The sequence below is a fragment of the Stenotrophomonas sp. STEN038 genome, assembly GCF_056759895.1.
In genome coordinates this window covers 1-22,567 of sequence record NZ_JBRRDW010000012.1, presented here as the reverse complement: position 1 = coordinate 22,567, position 22,567 = coordinate 1, and the positions used below count along the sequence as shown (strand labels likewise).

Genomic DNA, 22,567 nt, shown 5'->3' with positions numbered 1-22,567 from the left:
TCAGTTATCGCGTTGCGCTGGCTCGGCCAGCAAGGCACCGGCGTACAGCGCCGCCAGCAACACCGTCAACCCGCCCCAGAAGGCGGAATAGAACGCCAGGTGGGTATTGAGCGGGAAGACCGTTACCGCCAAGGCCAGCGCCGCCGGACGCGCCCGATCACGCGCCTGCGGCCCGGAGTAGATCCAGGCGCGCAGCGCCATCGCCGCGCCGGCAATCCACAGCAACAGCCCAAGCCCCCCCGTCTCGGCGAGGATCTCCAGCACGATCTGGTGGGCGTGCAGGGCCGGGCCTTCGCCCCAAACCGGATTCTGCTCAGGGCTTGGGTTACAGCCCGGATAGGCATCGCGGAAACCGCGCGCACCAACGCCGTTGATCGGGTGCTCGCGCACCATGCACAGCGCAGCCGACCAGATCTGACTACGCCCGGATAGCGCCTCGTTTACCCCGTCAGCACCTCCACTGAACGCCATTGCGGTACGCGCAAAACGCTCACGCACCTGCGCCGAGCCCGCCGCCAACGCGCCAATGCCGACAACACCGGCCAGCATCACCAGCAGCAGCCACTTGGCCCCCAGCAGGCGCCAACCGGAAACCAGCAGCACCAGCGCATAGGTAATCAACGAAGCGCGCGAACCAGCGAGCACCAGCACCACGCCGACTGCAGCGGCGCTCAACAACCAGCCCAAACGTCCCAAGCGTGCGCCGACAAAAAACAGCAGGAATGGCGACAGACTGGCCAGCACCTGGCCGAATTTCAGATTGCACGGCCCGAAGATGCCGGGCAGGCGATCGGCCGCGGCAACTTCCTGCAAGGTGCACAGGCCGTGCCCACTGCTCAGCCATTTGAGCTGATCCAGGCTCCAGAACAAGGGACTGGTTCCAATACCCGCCTGCAGCAATGCATCAAGCGTCCATAGCGCCGTGACCACCGCCAGACCGGTAAAGGTGGTGTTTCGCCGCTGGCTTGTACCTACTGCTATCGCCACCAGCCACATGAAAGGCAGGTAGCGCAGCCCGGCAGCGACCTTGCCCCAAACTTTGCCCGGATCCTCCGCGCCTACCGCCGAGCCAAGCTGCGGCAGCCAGTACGCACAGAACAGCACACTTGTCAGTGCCAATGCCGGCACACCCAACAGGCTGCGGATACCGTCACCCTCTTTCAGCCGCAACAGCAACAAGCGCAGCACGGTGAACAAGGCACCCAGTACCAGTACCGACTCGGCGATGCCCGGCAACGGCAACAAAGCCACATAGGCGATGACCCAGATCGGCGCCCACCAGCCCGCCGGCCGTGGCGTCGCTACATAAGACCGATCAGCTACCGAATTCTGCATAGACATCCAGAGTCGCACGCTGCATGGCCTGCAACGTATAGGGAATTTTTCGCGGAAGCGACGGGGGGGCCTGCAGCAGCTGCAGCACGCGTTGCGTCAACTGCTGCAGGTCACCCTGCGCGACCGCGCCGGAAGGCTGCAACTGGCTGAGCAACTCGCCCACCCCGCCATGGTTCCAGCCAACCACCGGGCGACCCGCCGACAGCGCTTCCAGCACCGTGCGGCCGAATGCTTCTGGCTTGTCCGAAAGCTGCAGCACCAGATCGCTGGCGGCGTAAGCCTCGGCAATACGGTTGGTGGGTTCACTCAACACCACTTGATCGGCTACACCCAGCGTCTGCGCCAGCTGTTCCAGCTCGCGCACATAGGCCTCGCGTCCGGGCTCGCGCACACCGGGCATCCACAACATTGCCGGTTGGCCTTCGCGCTGCAAGGCTGCCAACAGCTGCAACGCGTGCGCATGGCCCTTCAGGCGGGTGCCACGCCCGGGCAACAGCAATAATGGCGCCTGCGCGCCCAGTCGCGGATGTTGCGCGGCCACCGCCAGACGCGGCCGGCGGTCGCTGCGCTCCACGCGCGGGAACTGGGCCACGTCCACACCGCGCGGTATCACCCGCAGTTTGGCCGGATCGGTATCTCGATAATGCTCAAGCAGATAGTCACGCACGGTCTGCGATACACAGATCACCCGCTCACCACTGGCCATGATGCCGCTGTAACGGCCGGGCGAGTTCAGCCCATGCATGGTGGTCATCCAGTGCGGACGCTGGCTCGCTGGCATGCCGCGCAGCGCATACCAGCCCAGCCAGGCCGGCAAGCGCGAACGCGCGTGCACGATGTCGACGCCGGTTTCGCTGAACAGGCGCCGCAGCGACGCCACATGACGCAGGGTCAGCAGCGACTTGCGGCCGATGTCCAGGGTCAGATGCTCGGCACCGCTGTCCAGTAGTGGCTGCACCAGGCGGCCACCCGCGGACACGACAATGGCCCGGTGACCGGCCGCCACCAGTGCCGCTGCAATTTCCAGAGTAGAACGCTCGACGCCGCCGGAATGCAGCGCCGGCAGCAACTGCACCACCGTCAAACGGCGCATCGGTCAGCGATCAGTCGGCCAGTACGAATACCGAACCGCAATACGGGCAGGCAGCCTCGCCATTGGGTTCGTTCTCGATCGGCAGGTAAACCCGCGGGTGCGAGTTCCACAGTGCCATTTCCGGCGTCGGGCAGCTCAGCGGCAGGTCAGCGCGGTGCACGGTGTAACGCTTCTCGGCGTTGGCGGGCGCGGTGGCGGTATGGCTCATGGCGTCATTCACAAAAAAACCAGGTCCGCGCAATTCTAGCAGCGCCGGGCCGGTGCGGCCGCTTCGAAGCAGCGTGGAAGGCAAAAAGCCGGTCAGGCCCCCGCCACGACGGGGAAAGAGCCACCCTGCCCCGCTCCCTGGTTCGGCCAGGACCGAGTGGGCAGCGATCCTGTTCGCCAGGACAGTGGAAGCTCCCGCTACCAAGGCCCAGTGCTATCGATTGCGGTCAGCAACAGGACGGCCGCCGACCGCCCCGTTGCCCGCTTGCCGGACGCCGCCGTTACTTGAAGTCCCCGGCAACAAACACGCTCAGCCGTTCCGGCTTGAGGTGCTTGCGGATGGCGGCGTTGACCTGCTCCACCGTCAGTGCCTGGTAGGCAGCATCACGTTGCGCTTCAAAGGTCATGTCACGGCCGTAGTACAGGTGGTCGCTCAACAACCCGGCGATGGCACCATCGGCCGCCCGTGACTGCTCACGTGCCACCTTCTTTTCGGCCACCGCGCTGCGCAGCTCCTCCACAGTGATGCCGTCGGCGACCAACCGGGCTAGCTCCTCACGCAGTGCAGCCTCCAGCTTGCCCATGTTTTCCGGCGCAGCGATGGCCTGGATGCTCAGGCTGCCGTTGTCATCGCGCCCAGTGCGGCTTTCATCAGCACTTAGGCCAGCACCGACGTTGTAACTCAGGCCATCCTTCTGGCGGATGCGCTCGCCCAGACGCGCCTTGAGTGGGTCGCCACCGAGGATGGCGATGGCGATATTCAGCGCCGCGAAGTCCGCGTCGGCCAGATTGATCGAGATGTTCTGCCGCGCAAGCAGCACCGCATTGGGCTTGTCAGGGGTGACGAAGCGCTCGTGCGTGGCGGCGACATTCCGGTAATGGGTGCTGATCGGCGCATAGGGCTTGGGCGACTTCCAGTCGCCGAACAAGGCCTGCAACTCGGCTTTCAATGCCACTGGATCGAAATCGCCAACCACCGCGATCTCACCTTCCGCAGTGCCGTAGAAATCCCTGTGATAAGCACGCACGTCGTCCAGCTTGAGCGCCTTCAGTCGGGCCAGTGACTCGTCGACCGATAGCACGTGCAGCGGATGCCCAACCGGCCACGGATCGAAATACTGGCTCAAGGCCAGCGATGCCAAGGTCCCAGGCTCCTTGCGCTGGAACTCCAGCCCAGTGATTGCCTGCAGCCGCAGCTGCTCGAACTCGGCCGGCGGGAAGGCTGGGTGCCGCAGCACATCGGCCGCCAGCCGCAGCGCCTCGGCCAGGCTCTCGCGCTTGCTGCTGAGGCCGATGCCGGCACTTTGCATACCGCCGCTCACCTGCGCCTGGGTGTTGAGCGCATCAAAGCGAGCCGCTATCTGGCCACGATCCATGCGCGTGCTACCCGCCATCAGCATCGGTCCGACCCAGCTACCGGCCTCGCCACGCCCGGTAATGAGCTGCTCGTCAGCGAAGCGGAAGGTGGCAGTCAACGCCACCGTCTGCCCACGATTGCGCTTGGGCAGCAATGAAACCCGCAGCCCGTCGCCGATGACAAAACTCTCGGTACGCGCGGCGATGTTTTCGACGCTGGGGTCGAAGGCTTCACCCGCGCTGACCGCGGCACGTCCCTTGTAGCCATCCACCAGGCTTGCAACTGCCGGTGCCGCGGGAATCACCGCACGATCCGGCGCGGCAGTGGGCACAAAGCGGCCGAGCGTACGGTTCTGCGGCTTCAGATACGCCGCCGCGACACGATTCACGTCGGCAGCAGTCACCCCTTCGATTGCGTCGCGCTGCACGAACAGCAAGCGCCAATCGCCAGCGGCCTGGTACTCGGACAAGGCCATCGCCATCGCGTTGACGTCGCTGGCACGCTTGTCGATGGCATTGCCGATACGCTGCTTGGCGGCAGTCACTTCCGCGTCGGTGACCGGTGTCGCCGCGATGGCTTCTGCCTGCTTCAACAACTCGGCTTCCACCTTGTCCGGGTCGCCATCCTTGGGCAACACCGACACCAGGGTGAACAGACCCGGATCATGCAGGGTCTCGCTGCTGGCGCCGGCAAAGGCCGCCAGCTTGGTTTCCATCATCGCCTTGTAAAGGCGGCCATTGGGATTGTCCCCCAACACATTGCCCAGCACCGCCAGCGGCGCGCTGTCGGCCTGGGCCAGCGCCGGCACGTGATAACTGGCAGCAATCAGCGACAGATCACTGCTGCGCCGCACGCTGACTTCGCGCTCACCGTCCTGCACCGGCTCAACGGTGTGGAAGCTGGGTTTGGTCCGCAGCGGCTTCTTCAACGGTGCGAAATGCGTGGCAACCCGCGCCAGCACCTGCTCGCTGTCGATGCGTCCAGCGACGATCAACAAGGCATTGTCCGGCTGATACCAGGTGCGGTAGAAGGCCTGCAGGTTCTCGATCGGCACGTTCTCCACATCCGAACGCGCGCCAATCGGCATGTTGGCATAGTTGTGCCAATCAAAGGCCACCGAGCGCATGCGCTTCATCAGCACGCCGATCGGGCTGTTGTCGCCAGCTTCCATCTCATTGCGGACAACCGTCATCTCGCTGTCAAGGTCGGCCTTGGCCACCTTGGCGTTGAGCATGCGGTCGGCTTCCATCCCCAGCACCCAGTCCAAGGTATCGTCGTTGGCCGGGAACGAAGCGAAGTAGTTGGTGCGATCCAGCGAAGTGGTCGCATTCTTGCTGACCCCGCGCCGCTGCATTTCCGCCGGTATATCCGGGTGTTTGGGCGTGCCCTTGAACATCAGGTGCTCAAGCAGATGCGCCATGCCGGTCTCGCCGTAGTTTTCATGCAGCGAGCCAACGCCGTAGACCAGATTGACGGTGACCGTTGGCTTGCTGGCATCGGCAAACAACAACACGCGCAGGCCATTCTGCAAACGGTACTCACACACACCTTCGACGCAGGGACCGGCCTGTGCACTGGCGGGCATCGTCGCCACAACCAGCTTTGCCCGCGCCACTGGCGCCACTGCCAAGCAAAGCGCCATAGCCAAGCCAGCACACGGAAATTTCATCATCGGAATCCAGTCCTCGTTAGTCGTCGATCAACGCACAAACCCATATGCACGGCGCTCCCGGCAACGCATGGCGTGCGAGCACGGTGCCAGCGCCAATCATCGCAAAAGCCAGCTATTTTGTGGCGAAAAAGTGGCCAATCCAGCTTCCCGGCGCGGCCAATCAACCAGATCCTGCAAGCATGGCAGCCCCATGACATCAGCGCCCGCCCAACCAGCCCCCGAACGAATACATGGGCTGCAGCAAACGATCACTCAACGGTTCCCGTTCGCCGGCAACCTGCGCATCCAGCATCATGCCGGGCTTGAGCGGCTCCAAACGGCCATGGGCCACAATCGCCTGATTGGCCAACTCGACGGTCACGCGATAGAAGGCCTCCTTCATCGCGGGAAGCTCCACTGCGAAGCTGGCCTCTTCACTGTCAACCGCAGTACGACTGATGTGCGCGATGGTGCCATGCTGCGTACCGAACTTCTGATGCGGAAATGCCTGATAGCGCAGTACAACCCGATCACCAGGCGCCATTGCCCCGATCGCGCGCCCCGGCACCATCAGCTCGGCCTCGAGCCGGCCGTCACCGGGCAGTACGCTGAGCAGCGGCTGGCCAAGCTGCACCGATTGCCCCGGCTTGACCATCCGTGCGACCACCACGCCATCTACCGGCGCTTTCACCAGCAAGGCAGCACTGGCTTCGTTCTCAACCTGATCCAGGCGTAACTGTGCCAGATGCTCCGCATAGATGGCGTCGTTGGCCTTCTGTCGCCCCGGCAATTCCTGCATGGCTTGCTTCAACTGCGCAATGAGACGCTGCGTGGTGGCTTGCTGCCGGCGCAGCGCTTGCAGCTGCACGGTGTATTCCAACACCAGCGCTTCCTGCTGTTCCGCAGCGGCAAGACCGGCGGCAGACGCCATTTCAAACCCTCGCCGCCTCGTCAGTACGTCGCCGGCGATCCGAATCTGCTCACGCCGCGTGGCGACCTCCAGTGCGATCTGCTGCGCCTCTGCGCGGGCCGCCTGCATCTGCCTGTGGCCTGAGCCGTCAACTGCTCTTTCAGCGCGTCGCGCGCCAACGCGAAGCTGTCCTGCTTCTGTTGCAGGCCATGTTCCAGCGCCAGGTTGGCGTCACCGAGTTCAGGCATCGCGCGCGGTGCAGCTACCAAGGCCAACGTATCGCCCTCGACCACACGCTTGCCATCATCAGCATCCAGCCAACGAACAACACCGGCCACTGGAGCCAACACCGTCGCCATTCCCTGTACCGGAACCAGCCGGCCAGCCACCACAGCGGCCTCATTGCCGCCGCGAATGACCAGTGCCATCGTCACGACAACCAAAAGCACGAATGTACCTATTGAATACAGGCACAGTTTTGCGCGCCGATTGAGTTCCATCCATGACCACCAGCGACGATCGACAGACTCCAGTTTTTCATTCGATTCGGTTTGCGCCACGCGTGCACCAAGAGCTCAACGCTTAAGAAAAAAACTCATCAATCTGTCAGCGTTATACCGACGACCATCCAACATTAATTACCGCCTGCGTCGCAGCCTAACGTTATCGAGGCGCGTGAGCAGAGGGTGCAATTTACATTGGCAAAAGTCGTCAATATCGATGACGAGTTTCGTTCCGATAATCCACGGACGTAATGAACATTGACAATAAGTCTTTGCCGACTGCGCAAGCTCGCAATGGCTTAGGCTTTTAGTCGGCTCTCATGGTCAACGCTCGAGGAGAAATTTATGCATGACCATCTGGGAATCCGCATCCGCAAAGCGCGGAGGAAGATGAAGATGACGCAGGCGGAGTTGGCAGGCCAACTGAAAGTAAGCCGTAGCGCGGTGGGAAACTGGGAAAGTCCGACGGGCATATCGCCCAGCACGATGCGTTTGATCACCATTGCATTGGTGACGGATGTTTCATTTGAATGGCTGGCGACGGGGCGAGGTGAACTGGATGCAGTCTCTGCTGCAATACCCGGTGAGAACGCGGAGCTGGTGGACGATCCATCGGAGCGGAGGTTGTTGCTGGCGTATCGATCCTGCCGCGCGGCCACCCGCAAACTGGTCTTGCAGATAGTGGAGGCGCAGAAGATTCCGCAGTTCTGATGCTCGGCGGCGACCGATGGTTCAATCGGTGCCGCCTTTCCGCAGCTTTCGCCACTCCCACGCGTTGGGTGTGGCACCCGCGATGGATGCGGCACTGCCTGTAGGAGCGGCGTCAGCCGCGAAGCTGACATTGCTGAAGTATCAAGCGATTTTTCGATCTGATGGGGTATCTGCTTCGCGGCTGACGCCGCTCCTACAAAGCGCCCCTCCCACAAAGGACCACCAGCTCCCGTATTTCACGCAAAAGAAAAGCCGGCACAAGGCCGGCTCTGCTTTGACGCATGCGGGTTGGCAATCAACCCGCGCGGTCGGCTTCCATCTGCTTGCGGATCTGCGCATCGACCGCGGCAATCGCAGTCATGTTCAGCACGCGGCGCGAGCTGGCACTGCTGGTCAGGATATGCACCGGCTTGGTCATGCCCATCAGGATCGGACCAATCGCCACGCCATTGGTGAACACGCGCACCAGGTTGTAGGCGATGTTGGCCGCTTCCAGGTTCGGCAGCACGAACAGGTTGGCACGGCCCTTGAGTGTGCTGTTGGGCAGCAACTTCTCGCGCAGTGCTTCATCCCATGCGGTGTCGCCCTGCATTTCGCCGTCCACGTTCAAGCGCGGGTTGCGCTTGAGCAAGGCCTCTCTTACCTGACGCATCTTCAGTGCGTCCTTGGAATCGTGGCTACCGAAGTTGGAATGCGACAGCAGCGCGATCTTCGGCTCAATGCCGAACAGCTTCATGCGATACGCCGCCTGCAGGGTCGATTCGACGATCTGCTCGACGCTCGGGTCTTCCTGCACATGCGTGTCGACGAAGAAGAACACGCCCTGGTTGTTGATCACGCCGGTCATCGCCGAGGTCGAGCTGACCTTGGCTTCCAGCGGAATCACACTGCGGACATAGCCAAGCTTCTTGTGGAAGCGGCCGACCAGGCCCGACAACATCGCATCGGCTTCACCACGGGCAACCATCACCGCCGCGATCAGGGTCGGACGCGAGCGCATCAGGTTCTTGGCGGCTGCCACGGTGACGCCCTTGCGGCCGGTCATCTCGTGGTAGTACTGCCAGTAGTCGTTGAAGCGCGGGTCGTCGTTGATGTTGGTGATTTCGAAATCGACACCGGCACGCATGCGCAGCGCCAACCGCTCGATGCGGGCTTCGATCACGTCTGGACGGCCGATCAGGATCGGGAAAGCAACACCTTCGTCGATCACGTTCTGCACCGCCTGCAGCACCACTTCTTCTTCGCCCTCGGCGTAGACCACGCGCTGCTTGTCCGAACGCGCACGGTCGTAGACCGGTTTCATGAACAGGCTGGTGCGGTAGACGAACTGGGCCAGCTTGTCGCGGTAGGCGCCCATGTCGGCGATCGGGCGGGTAGCAACGCCCGAATCCATCGCGGCCTGGGCCACGGCGGAGGACAGTTCCACCAGCAGGCGGCGGTCGAACGGACGCGGGATCACGTAGTCGCGGCCGAAGCTGGGCACATCACCGCCGTAGGCGGCGCCCAGGTCGGAGGCTTCCTTGCGGGCCAGCGCGGCAATCGCGCGCACGCAGGCAACCTTCATTTCTTCGTTGATGGTGGTCGCGCCAACGTCCAGCGCACCGCGGAACAGGTACGGGAAGCACAGCGCGTTGTTGACCTGGTTCGGGTAGTCCGAACGGCCCGTACCCATGATCACGTCCGAGCGCACCGAATTGGCGTCTTCCGGGAGGATTTCCGGGTAGGGGTTGGCCAGGGCGAAGATAACCGGGTCACGCGCCATGCTGGCGACCATGTCCTTGGTGAGGATGCCGCCCGCCGACAGGCCCAGGAAGATGTCGGCACCATCGACGATCTCGGCCAGCGTGCGCTTGTCGGTATCACGGGCGTAGCGCGCCTTTTCCGGATCCAGGTCGGTACGGCCGGTATGGATCACGCCGTCGCGGTCATAGGCCAGGATGTTCTCCGGCTTCAAACCCAAGGAAACCAGCATGTTGACGCAGGAGATACCCGCCGCGCCCATGCCGGTGGTGGCCAGCTTGACCTCTTCGATCTTCTTGCCGGTGATGCACATGGCGTTGAGGACCGCCGCGCCGACGATGATCGCGGTGCCGTGCTGGTCGTCATGGAACACCGGAATGTTCATCCGCTCGCGCAGCTTGCGCTCGACGATGAAGCACTCCGGCGCCTTGATGTCTTCCAGGTTGATGCCGCCGAAGGTCGGCTCCAGCGAGGCGATGATCTCGACCAGCTTGTCCGGGTCGTTCTCGTCGACTTCGATGTCGAACACGTCGATGCCGGCGAACTTCTGGAACAGCACACCCTTGCCTTCCATCACCGGCTTGCCGGCCAGCGGGCCGATATTGCCCAGGCCAAGCACGGCAGTGCCGTTGGTGATCACACCAACCAGATTGCCGCGTGCGGTCATCTCGCTGGCCATGGCCGGGTCTTCCATGATCGCTTCGCAGGCATGGGCCACACCCGGCGAATACGCCAGCGACAGGTCACGCTGGGTCAACATGGGCTTGGTAGCCACCACCTTGATCTTGCCTGGCGGCGACATCCGGTGATATTCGAGGGCGGCCTGCTTGAAATCTTCGTTGGACATCGAGTTGTGAGCGCTAATGGGCAAGAAGGACGGGAGATGATAACGCCGTTAAGGCAGTTGGACCTGTCGCTACGCTGTCGCATTCATGCTGCAACCGCACAATTCCGGACTTTCCACACCACCGCATGCGCGCCAGTTTCAGTCCTGGGCATGACAAACCCGGGACGCAAAAAAATCGCGGGGCCGCCCGCTCGGTGGCCAGCCCCGCGCAAACACACACACACAGGTAAACCTCAGGCCTCGACCGCCGGCGGCGGGGGCAGCTCCGACGGCTCTGCGCCATCCAGCACCCGCCGCAGGCGCTGCCGATCCAGCGCGCCCTCCCAGCGCGAAACCACCACCGTTGCCACCGCATTGCCGATGAAATTGGTCAAGGACCGGCATTCGCTCATGAAACGATCCACGCCAAGAATCAATGCCATGCCAGCCACCGGGACCTCCGGCACCACCGCCAAGGTGGCGGCCAAGGTGATGAAACCCGCACCAGTGACCCCGGCCGCGCCCTTGGAGCTGAGCATGGCGACCAGCAACAGCGCGATCTGGTGGCCCAGGCTCAGCTCGGTATTGGTCGCCTGGGCGATGAACAGCGCCGCCAGCGTCATATAGATGTTGGTGCCGTCCAGGTTGAATGAATAGCCGGTTGGCACCACCAGGCCAACGACGGACTTGCTGCAACCGGCCTTTTCCATCTTCTCCATCAGCGATGGCAGCGCCGACTCCGACGAGGACGTGCCCAGCACCAGTAGCAGCTCCGCCTTCAGGTAGCGGGCCAGTTTGAACACCGAGAACCCACAAAAGCGCGCCACTGCGCCCAGGACCACCACCACGAACAGCAGTGAGGTCAGGTAAAAGGAGCCAACCAACCAGGCCAGATTCACCAGCGAGGCGATGCCGTACTTGCCGATGGTGAAGGCAATCGCGCCAAACGCACCGATCGGCGCCGCCTTCATCAGCAGGTGCACCAACTTGAACACCGGCATGGTCAGTGCATCCAGCAGCGCCAACACCGGGCGCCCCTTCTCCCCAACCGAGGCCAGGGCGATACCGAACAGCACCGCAACGAACAGCACCTGCAGAATGTTGTCGCCGACGAAGGAGCTGACCAGGGTCTTGGGGATGATGTCCAGCGCAAAGCCGACCAGGCTCAGTTCGTGCGAGCGCTGCACGTAGCCATCCACCGCGCTCTGGTCCAGATCAGCCGGATTGATGTTCATGCCGGCCCCAGGCTGCACCACGTGTGCCACCACCATGCCGACCACCAGCGCCAGCGTGGAGAAGAACATGAAATAGGCCATCGCTTTGGCAAACACGCGGCCGACGCTGCGCAGGTGGGTCATGCCGGCAATGCCGGTGACGATGGTCAGGAAGATCACCGGCGCGATGATCATCTTCACCAGCTTGATGAAGGCATCGCCCAATGGCTTCAGCTGCTCGGCGAGCACCGGCTCGAAATGGCCAAGCAGCACGCCCAGCGCAATCGCAACCAGCACCTGCACGTAAAGCTGGCGGTACAGCGGCAGCCGGCGCACATGCGGGCTGGCAACAGTGACGGAAGGAGCATGCATGGCGGAGAAACCTCGAAGATTCACTACGGGAGGTTTTGTACGCGCCGAAGTGCACGCCGCCGATAACGCATTGGTGTTAGTCCGCCGCACACAAACGAAACCGGATCACCGTTTTTTGGCCCGGCACACCAATAACCGGACCAGACCTATGGCTGCCCGCCGCAGGCCTGCCAGACCATCACGGTCATGCCGTTCTTTCCCTCCCATCGCCGCCGCATGCGCTGGCTGCTGCCGCTCGCAGCCGCCCTTGCCGTTGCTGCGATCAGCCTGGTGGCGCTGCGCCATTTCGAGCGCAGCAGCCTCGTCGGCGATGGCGCGCGGGCGAAGACGCAACTGCACCTGCATGGCGAGGCACTGCAGGCCCTGATCGAACGCCATCGGGTGCTGCCAGCGGTGCTGGCATTGGATCCGGATGTACGCAGCGCGCTGGCGCGCACGACAATCAGCCGCGCCGAACTGGACCGCCTCAACCGCAAGCTCGAACGCGTCAATGGCGTGGCCTCCACCTCCACCCTGACCCTGCTCGACCGAAACGGGGTTGCCCTGGCCGCCAGCAACTGGCGCGTGCCCCACAGCAACAATGTCGGCAACGACTATCAGTTCCGCCCCTACTTCCGTCAGGCAATGCACGAAGGTAGCGGCACCTTCTATGCAGAGGGCATCACCACCGCCATGCCCGGCTATTTCCTGTCCGAAGCGGTGCGCGATGAAAGCGGCAACCCGGTCGGCGTGGTGGTGGTCAAGGCCATCCTGCGGCCGCTGGAGCAAACCTGGGCGGACACCACCGATACGGTTTTCGTCAGTGACAGCAATGGCGTGATCTTCCTGTCCAGCCATCGGCCGTGGCGCTATTTCACCCTCCAGGAACTGGATGTCAGCGTCCGCGAAGAACTGCTGCGCACCCGCCAATACACCCATCTGCCAAAGCAACTGCTGCAACACTCGCCAGGCAAGCAGCTGGGGCCGAACCAGCAGCTGGTGACGCTGCCCGATGCCGGCGAGGTCATCTGGGTCTCGCAGCCGCTGCCGCACCAACGTTGGAATCTGCATCTGCTGCGTAGCACGGAAAACAGCAGCAACAGCGCGCGCACCTTCGCCGGCGCGGTGATGGCCAGCCTGATCGCGGTGCTGTTGCTCGGCTATGGACTGTGGCAGCGACAACGGCTGGCACGCCTGCGCGAGCGCAGCCGCCGCGAACTCGAGCAACTCGTTGAGCTCCACGCATTGGAGCTGCGCACCGCCCAGGACGGCATCGTGCATGCCGCCCATTCCGCCGACTACGGCGAGAGCGCCAGCCTGCAGCACTTGCCACAAGGTGTCTGCGTAGTCGATGCACAGCTCAACCTGGTGGCCTGGAACCGCCGCTATATTGAAATGTTCCGTTTTCCGCCCGGATTGATCCAGATAGGTCGCCCGATCGCCGACGTCTTCCACTACAACGCACGCCGTGGTTTGCTGGGCCCTGGTCCAGTCGAGGAAGCCATCGAGCGACGGCTCAATCACCTGCGCTCAGCCACCCCGCACATGCACGAGCGCGAGAGCGGCGACGGTAACGTGATCGAGATCCGCGGCAACCCGTTGCCGGATGGCGGCTTCGTCACCAGCTATACCGACATCACCGCCTACCGCAATGCCGCCCGCGACCTGCGCTCGCTGGCCGACACCCTCAGCCTGCGGGTCAGCGAGCGCACCCACGACCTGGCCGGCGCCAAACGCGATGCCGAAGAAGCCAACCAGGCCAAGACGCGCCTGGTGGCTGCCGCCGTACATGACCTGCTGCAGCCACTGAATGCCGCGCGCATGTTCCTGTCGGCGCTGCGCAGCCGCCTGCCCGATGCCGCCAGCCGCGACATCGCCGACAACGTCGACAATGCATTGACCGCGCAGGACGGCATCCTGACCAGCTTGCTCGACATCTCGCGGTTGGAATCGGGCGCACTTGAGAAGCGGGTCCGCGACTTCGCACTGGAGCCGCTGCTGGAGGCGCTGAGCATCGAGTTCGGCATTCTCGCCAACGCGCGCGGCCTGCTGGTAACCCATGTCGCCACCACCGCGGTGGTGCGCAGCGACGAGGCCTTGTTGCGGCGCATCCTGCAGAACCTGCTGTCCAATGCGGTGCGCTACACCCGCAGCGGCCGCATCGTGATCGGCTGCCGGCGCGATGGAGCGCAGCTGCGCATCGAAGTGCACGACACCGGCACCGGCATACCGCAATCCCGCCAGCAGGAAATCTTCGAGGAGTTCCGTCGCCTCGACAACGCCGGAAGCGAAGAGCCGGGGGCCGGTCTCGGCCTGGCCATTGTGGACCGCATCGCTCACCTGCTGGATCACCGCATTGGTCTGCGTTCCACGCCCGGGCGTGGCAGCGTGTTCTCGGTGACCCTGCCGCGGGGCGACGTCGGCTGCGGCACCTTGCCAGTCAGTCCGCCGGAGGAGCCGCAGATGGATTCCCTGCTGGCCGGATGCCGGGTCTGGTGCATCGACGACGACCCCCGCATCAGCCTGGCTACCCGCCTGTTGCTGGAACGATGGGGCTGCGAAGTCGAGTTCGCCGGTGGCGTGGAAGCCGCCCAAGCGGCGACGCGTGCCGACAATGTGCCCGACATGCTGCTGCTGGACGTACGCATGGGCGATATCAGCGGCCCTGCCCTCTTGCCGCTGCTGGTGGAGCGCTGGGGCAGCGAGCCCGGCGTGATCCTGTTCACCGCCGAACAGGATCCCGACCTGCGCGACCTGGCCCGCGATCGCCACTGGGGCTTTGTTTCCAAGCAGGCGCGAACGGCCGCACTGCGCTCGTTGATGACGCACTTCTATCAGCGCGGAAGTTGAAGTGGCACTTCTATCAGCGCGGAAGTTGAAGTGGCACTGCAAGGCAGGGCCGAGCCATGCTCGGCTGGGGCATTACCGATAAACCGTCACCTGTAGAGCCGAGCCATGCTCGGCTGGAGCCTTACCGATAGACCCTCACCTGTAGAGCCGAGCCATGCTCGGCTGGGGCATTACCGGTAAAGCCCCCGCCGAGCATGGCTCGGCTCTACATGGGTTTGCTTGGAAAGCCCCTGCCGAGCACGGCTCGGCACTACGGTGCGGGTCCTGGCAACTCTGGCTCCCATTCCGCCTCCAGCGTCTTCAACAGCACCGCTGCCTGGGTGCGGCTATTGCATTCGAGCTTCTTCAGCACGGCAGTGACATGCACCTTCACCGTGTTTTCGGCCAGCCCCAGCACGTGGGCGATCTGCTTGTTGAGCAAGCCATCGGCCATGCACAGCAGCACGCGTATCTGCTGCGGTGTCAGCCGTGCCAGCCGCGAGGCCAGCAAGGCGTCGTGCTCGGAACGCACTGCCGCCAGCGGCGGGAAGCAGGTATCGCCCTCCATCACCGCAGCCACCGCCGCACCAATCGACTCCACCGGTGCGGATTTGGGAATGAAGCCGACCGCACCGAACTGCTGGGCACGGCGGACTACCCGTGGGTTGTCATTGGAAGAAATGATGATCACCGGCAGCTCAGGCCGTTCACCGCGCAGCCACACCAACGAGGAAAACCCATGCGCACCGGGCATGGTCAGGTCCAGCAGGACCAGATCCACGTCGGCATGCTCGACCACCGCCTGGGTCAGGGCCGAGACACTGGCCACTTCCAGCATTTCGCCCACGGCAGCGCCGTCGCGCAGTGCATGCAGCACGGCGGCGCGGAACAAAGGATGGTCGTCGGCAACAAGCACCTTGATCAGGCTCATTCGGCCAGTTTGGCACGGGCGCCACCTGCCCGCCTTAGTCCCAAATCGCTATTGGTGACCAAACTTGCCCTGTCTATCGTAGCGGCACTCCCCAAAGTGCCGAGGCAACGGATGGCCAGTTTCACCCTGCGCGTTTCAATCACCGGCCTGCTGATGCTGGCCGCCGCGCCTGCTGCGTTCGCCAGCGCTGACATCACCGCCACCGCCAGCGGCCGCCTGTATTACGAATTTGCCCGTTTCGACAATGACGCGCGTGGCCCGGCCGAACGCCGCGGGGACGATCTGCGCGCGGCATGGCTGGGAATTGCCGGCAAGGTCCATGGCATCGGCTACAAGCTGGAGGCAGACTTCGCCGGTCATCGCCCGGTCGCACGCGACGTCTACCTGACCCACAAGATTGGCAACACCCAGCTGACCATTGGACAGTTCAAGCAGTTCTACACGCTGGACGACCGCAGCAGCACCAACCATACGCCGACCATCGAACGCAGCTACCTGGTGCAGTCGCTGGGCGCGACTTACCGCTTGGGTATCGGCGCGCAAGGCAACCATGACGGCATTTTCTGGAGCAGTAGCATCTTCAGCCTGGAAAGCATCGACGTGTGGCAGGCCAAGGGGCATGTCATCGGCGGTCGCGTCGGTCACGCACCGTGGCGCCAGCCAGGCCGGGTACTGCACGTTGGCGTCTCCGGTGCCCGCGAGCGCCACAGCCACCCCGGCGCCGATGGCGCACTGCCGCTGCGCGCGCAGGCTCGGCCCACCGGCCACCTCGGCAAGCACGGACGGCTCCCGCTGGTGGATTTCCGCAGCGGTCGTGCGGTCACGGTCAGCCGCTACAGTTTCGAGGCTGCGGGCGTATCCGGTCCATGGTCATGGCAGGCCGAGTACGGCGGCGCCCGTTACGACGACGGCGAGCAGCGCGGCGAAGTCCAGGCAGGGTATCTGCAGGGCAGCTGGCTGCTTACGGGGGAATCCCGCCCCTACGACGCAAAGGGCGGCCGCTTTGTCCAACTGGAGCCGGAAGGTGACTTCGGTGCATGGGAACTGGTCGCCCGCTACGACCGTATCAATGGCCCCCAATGGCCGGCGCAGCACCGCGACGTCACCGCCGAAGCGTGGACCGTCGGAGTGAACTGGTACGCCTCCAGGAACGTCCGGCTGATGCTGGACTGGACCGACAGCCGGCGTCGTGATGAACTGCTCGGGCGGACGCTGGACCACACCGGCGTGCTCGCCGGACGCGCCCAGCTGCACTTCTAGACCCCACCCGATCCAGCCGGGGTGGGATTGCCCGACGCACACAAGAAAATAATTTTCACGTATCCTCCCTTTTCGCCCCAATAGCCACCCATAATCCCGGGTGACCACGGCAAGAGACAGGATTCGTGCAGGAAAATTACTTTCACTCCGAAGCAGTTCTAGTCGGCAAGGGCCTCCCCAGTGGCGCCCACTGGACCCCGGCATCGATTGCCGCTGCCGCGCCATCAATTCTTGCGGAGCAGCTCAGCCTGCCCGCCGCTGTGCTCAGCGCCTCGGCGCTGCAGCACAACCTGCAGTGGATGCGTCAGTTTGCGCAGGCCTACGGCTGCCAGCTGGCGCCGCATGGCAAGACCACCATGAGCCCGGCGCTGTTCCGCATGCAGCTTGATGCCGGTGCCTGGGGCATTACCTTGGCCGCCGCGCCACAGACCGTTGCCGCCCATGCCGAGGGCGTGCAGCGCGTGCTGTTGGCCAACCAGCTGGTCGGCAAGGGCAACTTCGAGCTGATCGCCTCCCTGCAGCAGCGCGATCCCGGCTTCTGGTTCGCGTGCGTGGTGGACTCGGCCGCCAATGTGGCCGCGCTGGGCAGCTACTTCAGCGCGCGCGGGCAGCAGATCAAGGTATTGCTGGAGATTGGACTGGCCGGCGGCCGTACCGGCGTGCGTGATGACGCGCAGGCGCAGGCCGTGCTGGACGAAATTGCGCGCTGGCCGGATGCGGTCGCGCTGGTCGGCGTGGAGGTCTATGAAGGTGTGGCTGGCGATGAGCCCGGCGTGCGCGCCATGCTGCAGCGCAGTCTCGCGCAGTGGCAGGCGATCCGGGCCAATGGCGGTTTCCGCCAATTGCCGGCCATCCTCAGCGGCGCCGGATCGGCCTGGTTCGACGTGGTCGCCGAGGAATTCTCCGTGCTGGCCAATGATGCGGACGCGCAGATCGTGCTGCGCCCGGGCTGCTATCTCAGCCACGACGTCGGCATCTACCGGCAAGCCGCCGAGCGCATCCATGCCAGCAATCCGGTCGCGCGCAACATGGGCAGCAGCCTGCAGCCGGCGCTGCGGCTGTGGGCGTACGTGCAGTCACGTCCGGAACCGGGCAAGGCCATCATCGGCCTGGGCAAGCGCGATGCCGCCTTCGATGCCGGCTTGCCGGTGCCTGCGCTGCACTATCGCCCCGGCGATACAGCGCCGAGCGCCGCCGCCGCGCATTGGAAGGTCACCGCGATGATGGACCAGCACGCCTTCCTCGAACTGCGGACCGATGATGATCTGCAGGTGGGCGACATGCTTTGTTTCGATATTTCCCACCCCTGCCTGACCTTCGACAAATGGCGCCACCTGCTGGTGGTCGATGACGCGCATCGCGTTGTTGGCGCTGTTTCCACGCAGTTCTAACCGCTTCCATCGAGCCTGTACGCATGACCGACGGTAATCTGCTGTTGATCTACGCCGCATTGTCGATCCTTGCACTGATCGTGCTGATCGCCCGCTTCCGACTCAATCCCTTCATCAGTGTCACCTTGGTATCGGTAGGCTTGGCCCTGTTTGCCGGCATGCCGGCGCCGGAGATCCTGCCGGCCTACGAGCAAGGCGTCGGCAAGACGCTGGGGCATATCGCACTGATCGTCGCGTTGGGCACCATGCTCGGCAAGATGATGGCCGAGTCCGGCGGCGCCGAGCGCATCGCGCGCACCCTGATTGCCCGCTTCGGCACGAAGAACGTGCACTGGGCGATGATGTTGATCGCTTTCTGCGTGGGCTTGCCGATCTTCTTCGAAGTCGGCTTCGTTCTGCTGATCCCGATCGTGCTCAATGTCGCCCGCCGCACCGGCGTGCCGCTGCTGCTGGTCGGCCTGCCAATGGTGGCCGGCTTGTCGGTGGTACACGGTCTGGTGCCGCCGCACCCGGCGGCGATGTTGGCCGTGAATGCCTATGGCGCCGATGTCGGCCGCACCGTGTTCTATTCCCTGTTGATCGGTTTGCCGACCGCCGCCGTCGCCGGCCCGATATTCGCCAAGTTCGTCGCGCCACGCGTCAAGCTACCCGCGCACAACCCGATGGAAGCAGCGCTGCTGGACGAAGGCCATGGCCGCATTCCCGACGAGCAGCTGCCCAGCTTCGGCATCACCCTGGCCACCTTGTTGCTACCGGTGGTGCTGATGCTGCTTGGCGGCTGGGCCGACCAGATCGCAACACCCGGTTCGCCCCTCAACCACGGTCTGCGCTTCATCGGCCATTCGGTGGTGGCGCTGCTGCTGGCGACCCTGATGAGCTTCATCACCCTGGGCCTGATGCGCGGCTTCAGCCGTGAGCAGATCCTCAAGTTCACCCAGGAATGCCTGGCACCTACCGCCGCGATCACCTTGCTGGTGGGTGCTGGTGGCGGCCTCAACGGCATCCTCGTGCACACCGGCGTGGCCGCCGAGATCATCGGCCTGTCGCAGCGCTTCGAGCTGTCGCCGCTGCTGATGGGCTGGACCATGGCTGCCCTGATGCGCATCGCCACCGGCTCGGCAACCGTGGCGATGACCACTGCCTCCGGTATCGTCGCGCCGATTGCCGCGGCCATGGGCTACGCCCACCCTGAATTGCTGGTGCTGGCCACCGGTGCCGGCTCGGTGGTGCTGTCACATGTCAATGACGGTGGCTTCTGGCTGGTGAAGGAATACTTCAACATGACTGTCGCCCAGACCTTCAAGACCTGGACGGTGCTCGAAACCCTTATTTCCGTCATCGCCCTGTCCTTGGTGATGGCCCTGTCCATGGTGCTTTGAACATGTCGCAGAATACGTTCGATATCGTCTATGAGCTGCGCCAGCGCCAGCACGAGTTCAGCCCGGTGGAAGCGCGCATTGCCGCGGCCATCCTCGCCGACGTGGATGCCGCCGCGCAGTACGGCGTCAGCGAGCTGGCCGAACGCGCCGAAGTCAGCGCCGCCGCCATCTCGCGCTTTGCCAAGGCACTGGGCTGCGAACACGTTCGCGAGCTGCGTGCACGGCTGGCCTCGGCCAGCGCGGTCGGCAAGCGCTTCCTCGAGCAGCAGAACGCACCGCCGGTATCCGCGCTGTACGCACAGATCTGCGATGACATCCAGGAAAGCCTGCGCCACAACATCGCCAACCTGAAAGAGGACGTGGTGCAGGAACTGGCCGAAGCCATCTGCCAGGCACGGATGATCCACATCTTCGGTCTCGGTGGTTGCTCCACGGTATTCGCACAGGAGCTGCAGAGCCGCTTCGTCCGCTTCGGCCGTCCTGTCTCGGCCTCCAGCGATGCCTTGATGATGAAGATCATTGGCGCCACGCTTGGACCGCAGGATCTGGTGCTGGTGCTGTCGGTCAGTGGCATTACTCCGGAAATCATCTCGGCGGTCGATATCGCACGCACGTATGGCGCCCGCGTCGGCGCCATCACCCAGGCCAACACCGCCCTGGCCGAACGCAGCGACTGGCTGCTGCCGATCCAGATCGAGGAAACCGATTTCGTGTTCAAGCCCTCGGCGTCGCGCTACGCGATGATGCTGGCGATCGACGTGCTTGCCACCACCACCGCCCTCAACGACGCCAACGCCAACCACGAGCATCTGCGCCGCATCAAGCTGGCACTGGACCGCCACCGTGGCGGTGATTCGCGCCTGCCGCTGGGTGACTGATCCATGCATGATTTCTTGATACGCAATGCCCTGATCTTCGATGGCAGCGACCGGGCCGGCGTGCAGGGTGATGTGGCCATCAATGCCGGGCGTATCGCAGCAGTCGGCCAACTCGGCGACGCGCCGGCGGCGCACGTGGTCGACGCGCAGGGGCTGGCGCTGGCACCGGGGTTCATCGACGTGCATACCCATGACGACCTGGAAGTGATCCGCAATCCGGACATGCTCAGCAAGTTGTCACAGGGCGTGACCACCGTGGTGGTCGGCAACTGCGGCATCAGCGCCAGCCCGGTGCATATCCGCGATCAGGTACCGGACCCGATGAACCTGCTGGGTGATGCCGAGGATTTTCGCTATGCGGATTTCAGCAGCTACCGCAGTGCCGTGGAGCTCGCCGGCCCCGCCGTGAACGTGGCCGCGCTGGTCGGCCACACCGCCCTGCGCCAGAACCACATGGACCGGCTCGACCGTGCCGCCAGCGATGACGAGATCGGCGCGATGCGCACGCAGCTGCGTGAAAGCCTCGCCCAAGGTGCACTCGGCCTGAGCAGCGGCCTGGCCTATGCGTCGGCCTTCAGCGCACCGTCGTCGGAAGTGGATGCGCTGGCGGCGGAACTGCCGCGCGACGGGCTGTATGCCACCCACCTGCGCGACGAATTCGGCGGCATCCTCGCTGCGATGGAAGAAGCCTTCCACGCCGCACGTGCACCGCAGGCTGCAGTGCGCGTCTCGCACCTGAAGTGCGCCGGCATCGACAACTGGGGCCGCAGTGGCGAAGTGCTGGCCAGCCTTCACGCCGCCTCGGCCACCCAGGATGTCGCCTGTGACTGCTATCCGTACGCCGCCAGCGCCTCGACCCTGGACCTGAAACAGGTCACCGACGCCTTCGACATCCTGATCACCTGGTCCGAGCCCGAGCCCAGCCAGGGCGGTCGCCTGCTGGCGGCGATCGCCGCCGACTGGGATGTGTCGCTGCTGGATGCCGCGATCCGCCTGCAACCAGCCGGGGCGGTCTACCACGGCATGGACGAAGCCGACGTGCGCCAGATCCTTGCCCACCCACTGACCATGATCGGCTCCGATGGCTTGCCGCGCGATCCGCGCCCGCATCCGCGGCTATGGGGCACCTTCCCGCGCGTGCTCGGCCATTACGCCCGCGATGAGCAGTTGTTCCCGCTGCATACCGCCGTGCACAAGATGACCGGCCTGCCGGCGTCGCGCTTCGCCATGGGCGCGCGCGGCTTCATCCGTGCCGGCTGGTGCGCCGACCTGGTGCTGTTTGACCCGGCACGAGTACGCGACACCGCCAGCTTCCACGACCCGATCCGCGCTGCCGATGGCATCAACGCAGTCTGGGTCAACGGCTGCCTGAGCTACGACGGCAAGCAGGTCGTTGCCCGCGCCGGCCGTTTTGTCTGCCCCGAGGCTGCACCAGCAGCCTGAGATGCAACCGCTGTACCCATATAAGGAATACCAATGAGTGACATCAAACGCTATGGCGCCGAAGGCGGCGTTGGCCAGGGCAAGCAGCACATGCCGTTCTCGCGCGCGGTCGAAGCCGACGGCTGGCTGTTCGTATCCGGACAGGTACCGATGCGCAACGGCGAACTGGTCGCCGGCACCGCGACCGAGCAGTCGCACGTTGTCATCGGCAATGTACTGGAGATCCTGGCAGAAGCCGGCTACGGCCCCGAGCATGTCGTGCGCTGCGGCGTGTGGCTGGACGATGCCCGTGATTTCTACGCCTTCAATGGCGTGTTCAAGCATTACTTCGGCGAAAACCCGCCGGCCCGGGCCTGCGTGGAAAGCCGCATGGTGGTGGACTGCAAGGTGGAAGTGGACTGCGTGGCCTACAAGCGCCCGCAGCGCGATTGATGCCTTTGTAACGTCCGGCAGGGACAGGCTTCTCTGTGGTGCCGAGCCCTGCACGGCAGAGGCGGTAACCGTAATGCCACTGGCGAGCCTGGCACGGCCCTACCGCGGGTATGCATTGAAAACCAA

17 protein-coding genes are annotated in these 22,567 nt (G+C 64.1%); 8 read left to right on the top strand and 9 right to left on the bottom strand.

Annotated features, from left to right (window positions below; all coding sequences use genetic code 11):
• The 6 genes from ACVOLS_RS07090 to ACVOLS_RS07065 form a co-directional block, all read right to left on the bottom strand.
• Nucleotides 1-1,335 carry an O-antigen ligase family protein gene (locus ACVOLS_RS07090; protein WP_481545082.1) on the bottom strand — a complete coding sequence of 445 codons (1,335 nt, stop codon included), beginning with the start codon at nucleotides 1,333-1,335 and terminating at the stop codon, nucleotides 1-3.
• Nucleotides 1,316-2,428, bottom strand: a complete 1,113-nt coding sequence (locus ACVOLS_RS07085) for a glycosyltransferase (protein ID WP_481545022.1) — start codon at nucleotides 2,426-2,428, stop codon at nucleotides 1,316-1,318. The genes ACVOLS_RS07090 and ACVOLS_RS07085 overlap by 20 nt, the downstream gene beginning before the upstream one ends.
• A gap of 10 nt (nucleotides 2,429-2,438) precedes the next feature.
• Nucleotides 2,439-2,636, bottom strand: a complete 198-nt coding sequence (locus ACVOLS_RS07080; RefSeq protein WP_282267169.1) for a zinc-finger domain-containing protein — start codon at nucleotides 2,634-2,636, stop codon at nucleotides 2,439-2,441.
• A 280-nt stretch (nucleotides 2,637-2,916) separates the two neighbouring features.
• The gene (locus ACVOLS_RS07075) at nucleotides 2,917-5,661 is read right to left on the bottom strand and encodes a M16 family metallopeptidase (RefSeq protein WP_481545021.1); all 2,745 of its coding nucleotides are present in this window, start codon (nucleotides 5,659-5,661) and stop codon (nucleotides 2,917-2,919) included.
• Between the two features lie 199 nt (nucleotides 5,662-5,860).
• Complete coding sequence (locus ACVOLS_RS07070) at nucleotides 5,861-6,574, bottom strand: HlyD family secretion protein (protein WP_481545020.1); 714 nt, start codon at nucleotides 6,572-6,574, stop codon at nucleotides 5,861-5,863.
• A 20-nt stretch (nucleotides 6,575-6,594) separates the two neighbouring features.
• Nucleotides 6,595-7,113 (bottom strand): hypothetical protein, encoded by a 519-nt coding sequence (locus ACVOLS_RS07065; protein ID WP_481545019.1) that lies wholly within the window; start codon nucleotides 7,111-7,113, stop codon nucleotides 6,595-6,597.
• Nucleotides 7,114-7,401: 288 nt separating this feature from the next.
• On the opposite strand from ACVOLS_RS07065, the gene ACVOLS_RS07060 reads away from it, so the two are divergent.
• Nucleotides 7,402-7,767 (top strand): helix-turn-helix transcriptional regulator, encoded by a 366-nt coding sequence (locus ACVOLS_RS07060; protein WP_481545018.1) that lies wholly within the window; start codon nucleotides 7,402-7,404, stop codon nucleotides 7,765-7,767.
• Nucleotides 7,768-8,062: 295 nt separating this feature from the next.
• On the opposite strand, the gene ACVOLS_RS07055 is transcribed toward ACVOLS_RS07060, so the two are convergent.
• Together ACVOLS_RS07055 and ACVOLS_RS07050 are read right to left on the bottom strand one after the other, a co-directional pair.
• Entirely contained in the window at nucleotides 8,063-10,354 is a 2,292-nt protein-coding gene (locus ACVOLS_RS07055) for an NADP-dependent malic enzyme (RefSeq protein WP_481545017.1), read from the bottom strand.
• 233 nt (nucleotides 10,355-10,587) lie between these two features.
• Nucleotides 10,588-11,919, bottom strand: a complete 1,332-nt coding sequence (locus tag ACVOLS_RS07050; protein WP_481545016.1) for a dicarboxylate/amino acid:cation symporter — start codon at nucleotides 11,917-11,919, stop codon at nucleotides 10,588-10,590.
• A 186-nt stretch (nucleotides 11,920-12,105) separates the two neighbouring features.
• On the opposite strand from ACVOLS_RS07050, the gene ACVOLS_RS07045 reads away from it, so the two are divergent.
• Nucleotides 12,106-14,748 carry a hybrid sensor histidine kinase/response regulator gene (locus tag ACVOLS_RS07045; RefSeq protein ID WP_481545015.1) on the top strand — a complete coding sequence of 881 codons (2,643 nt, stop codon included), beginning with the start codon at nucleotides 12,106-12,108 and terminating at the stop codon, nucleotides 14,746-14,748.
• 250 nt (nucleotides 14,749-14,998) lie between these two features.
• On the opposite strand, the gene ACVOLS_RS07040 is transcribed toward ACVOLS_RS07045, so the two are convergent.
• Nucleotides 14,999-15,658: a response regulator gene (locus ACVOLS_RS07040; RefSeq protein WP_481545014.1), complete on the bottom strand. Its 660-nt coding sequence runs from the start codon at nucleotides 15,656-15,658 to the stop codon at nucleotides 14,999-15,001.
• A gap of 111 nt (nucleotides 15,659-15,769) precedes the next feature.
• On the opposite strand from ACVOLS_RS07040, the gene ACVOLS_RS07035 reads away from it, so the two are divergent.
• The 6 genes from ACVOLS_RS07035 to ACVOLS_RS07010 all read left to right on the top strand — a co-directional run bounded on the left by ACVOLS_RS07035 (nucleotide 15,770) and on the right by ACVOLS_RS07010 (nucleotide 22,441).
• Nucleotides 15,770-16,918 (top strand): OprO/OprP family phosphate-selective porin, encoded by a 1,149-nt coding sequence (locus ACVOLS_RS07035; protein ID WP_481545013.1) that lies wholly within the window; start codon nucleotides 15,770-15,772, stop codon nucleotides 16,916-16,918.
• 125 nt (nucleotides 16,919-17,043) lie between these two features.
• Entirely contained in the window at nucleotides 17,044-18,309 is a 1,266-nt protein-coding gene (locus ACVOLS_RS07030; protein ID WP_481545012.1) for an amino acid deaminase, read from the top strand.
• A gap of 23 nt (nucleotides 18,310-18,332) precedes the next feature.
• On the top strand, nucleotides 18,333-19,688 hold the full coding sequence (locus ACVOLS_RS07025) for a GntT/GntP/DsdX family permease (protein ID WP_481545011.1): 1,356 nt from the start codon (nucleotides 18,333-18,335) through the stop codon (nucleotides 19,686-19,688).
• 2 nt (nucleotides 19,689-19,690) lie between these two features.
• A complete protein-coding gene (locus tag ACVOLS_RS07020) occupies nucleotides 19,691-20,566 on the top strand; it encodes a MurR/RpiR family transcriptional regulator (protein ID WP_481545010.1) in 876 nt (291 codons plus the stop codon).
• A 3-nt stretch (nucleotides 20,567-20,569) separates the two neighbouring features.
• Nucleotides 20,570-22,009 carry an N-acyl-D-amino-acid deacylase family protein gene (locus tag ACVOLS_RS07015; RefSeq protein ID WP_481545009.1) on the top strand — a complete coding sequence of 480 codons (1,440 nt, stop codon included), beginning with the start codon at nucleotides 20,570-20,572 and terminating at the stop codon, nucleotides 22,007-22,009.
• A 33-nt stretch (nucleotides 22,010-22,042) separates the two neighbouring features.
• Nucleotides 22,043-22,441, top strand: coding sequence for a RidA family protein (locus ACVOLS_RS07010; RefSeq protein ID WP_481545008.1), 399 nt, complete (start codon nucleotides 22,043-22,045; stop codon nucleotides 22,439-22,441).
• The last annotated feature ends 126 nt before the right edge of the window (nucleotides 22,442-22,567 follow it).

Bases quoted from the DNA above. Each gene is read 5' to 3' on its own strand.
- ACVOLS_RS07090 (WP_481545082.1), bottom strand. From the start codon at position 1,335: ATGCAGAATTCGGTAGCTGATCGGTCTTATGTAGCGACGCCACGGCCG.
- ACVOLS_RS07085 (WP_481545022.1), bottom strand. From the start codon at position 2,428: ATGCGCCGTTTGACGGTGGTGCAGTTGCTGCCGGCGCTGCATTCCGGC.
- ACVOLS_RS07080 (WP_282267169.1), bottom strand. From the start codon at position 2,636: ATGAGCCATACCGCCACCGCGCCCGCCAACGCCGAGAAGCGTTACACC.
- ACVOLS_RS07075 (WP_481545021.1), bottom strand. From the start codon at position 5,661: ATGAAATTTCCGTGTGCTGGCTTGGCTATGGCGCTTTGCTTGGCAGTG.
- ACVOLS_RS07070 (WP_481545020.1), bottom strand. From the start codon at position 6,574: ATGGCGTCTGCCGCCGGTCTTGCCGCTGCGGAACAGCAGGAAGCGCTG.
- ACVOLS_RS07060 (WP_481545018.1), top strand. From the start codon at position 7,402: ATGCATGACCATCTGGGAATCCGCATCCGCAAAGCGCGGAGGAAGATG.
- ACVOLS_RS07055 (WP_481545017.1), bottom strand. From the start codon at position 10,354: ATGTCCAACGAAGATTTCAAGCAGGCCGCCCTCGAATATCACCGGATG.
- ACVOLS_RS07050 (WP_481545016.1), bottom strand. From the start codon at position 11,919: ATGCATGCTCCTTCCGTCACTGTTGCCAGCCCGCATGTGCGCCGGCTG.
- ACVOLS_RS07045 (WP_481545015.1), top strand. From the start codon at position 12,106: ATGCCGTTCTTTCCCTCCCATCGCCGCCGCATGCGCTGGCTGCTGCCG.
- ACVOLS_RS07040 (WP_481545014.1), bottom strand. From the start codon at position 15,658: ATGAGCCTGATCAAGGTGCTTGTTGCCGACGACCATCCTTTGTTCCGC.
- ACVOLS_RS07035 (WP_481545013.1), top strand. From the start codon at position 15,770: ATGGCCAGTTTCACCCTGCGCGTTTCAATCACCGGCCTGCTGATGCTG.
- ACVOLS_RS07025 (WP_481545011.1), top strand. From the start codon at position 18,333: ATGACCGACGGTAATCTGCTGTTGATCTACGCCGCATTGTCGATCCTT.
- ACVOLS_RS07020 (WP_481545010.1), top strand. From the start codon at position 19,691: ATGTCGCAGAATACGTTCGATATCGTCTATGAGCTGCGCCAGCGCCAG.
- ACVOLS_RS07015 (WP_481545009.1), top strand. From the start codon at position 20,570: ATGCATGATTTCTTGATACGCAATGCCCTGATCTTCGATGGCAGCGAC.
- ACVOLS_RS07010 (WP_481545008.1), top strand. From the start codon at position 22,043: ATGAGTGACATCAAACGCTATGGCGCCGAAGGCGGCGTTGGCCAGGGC.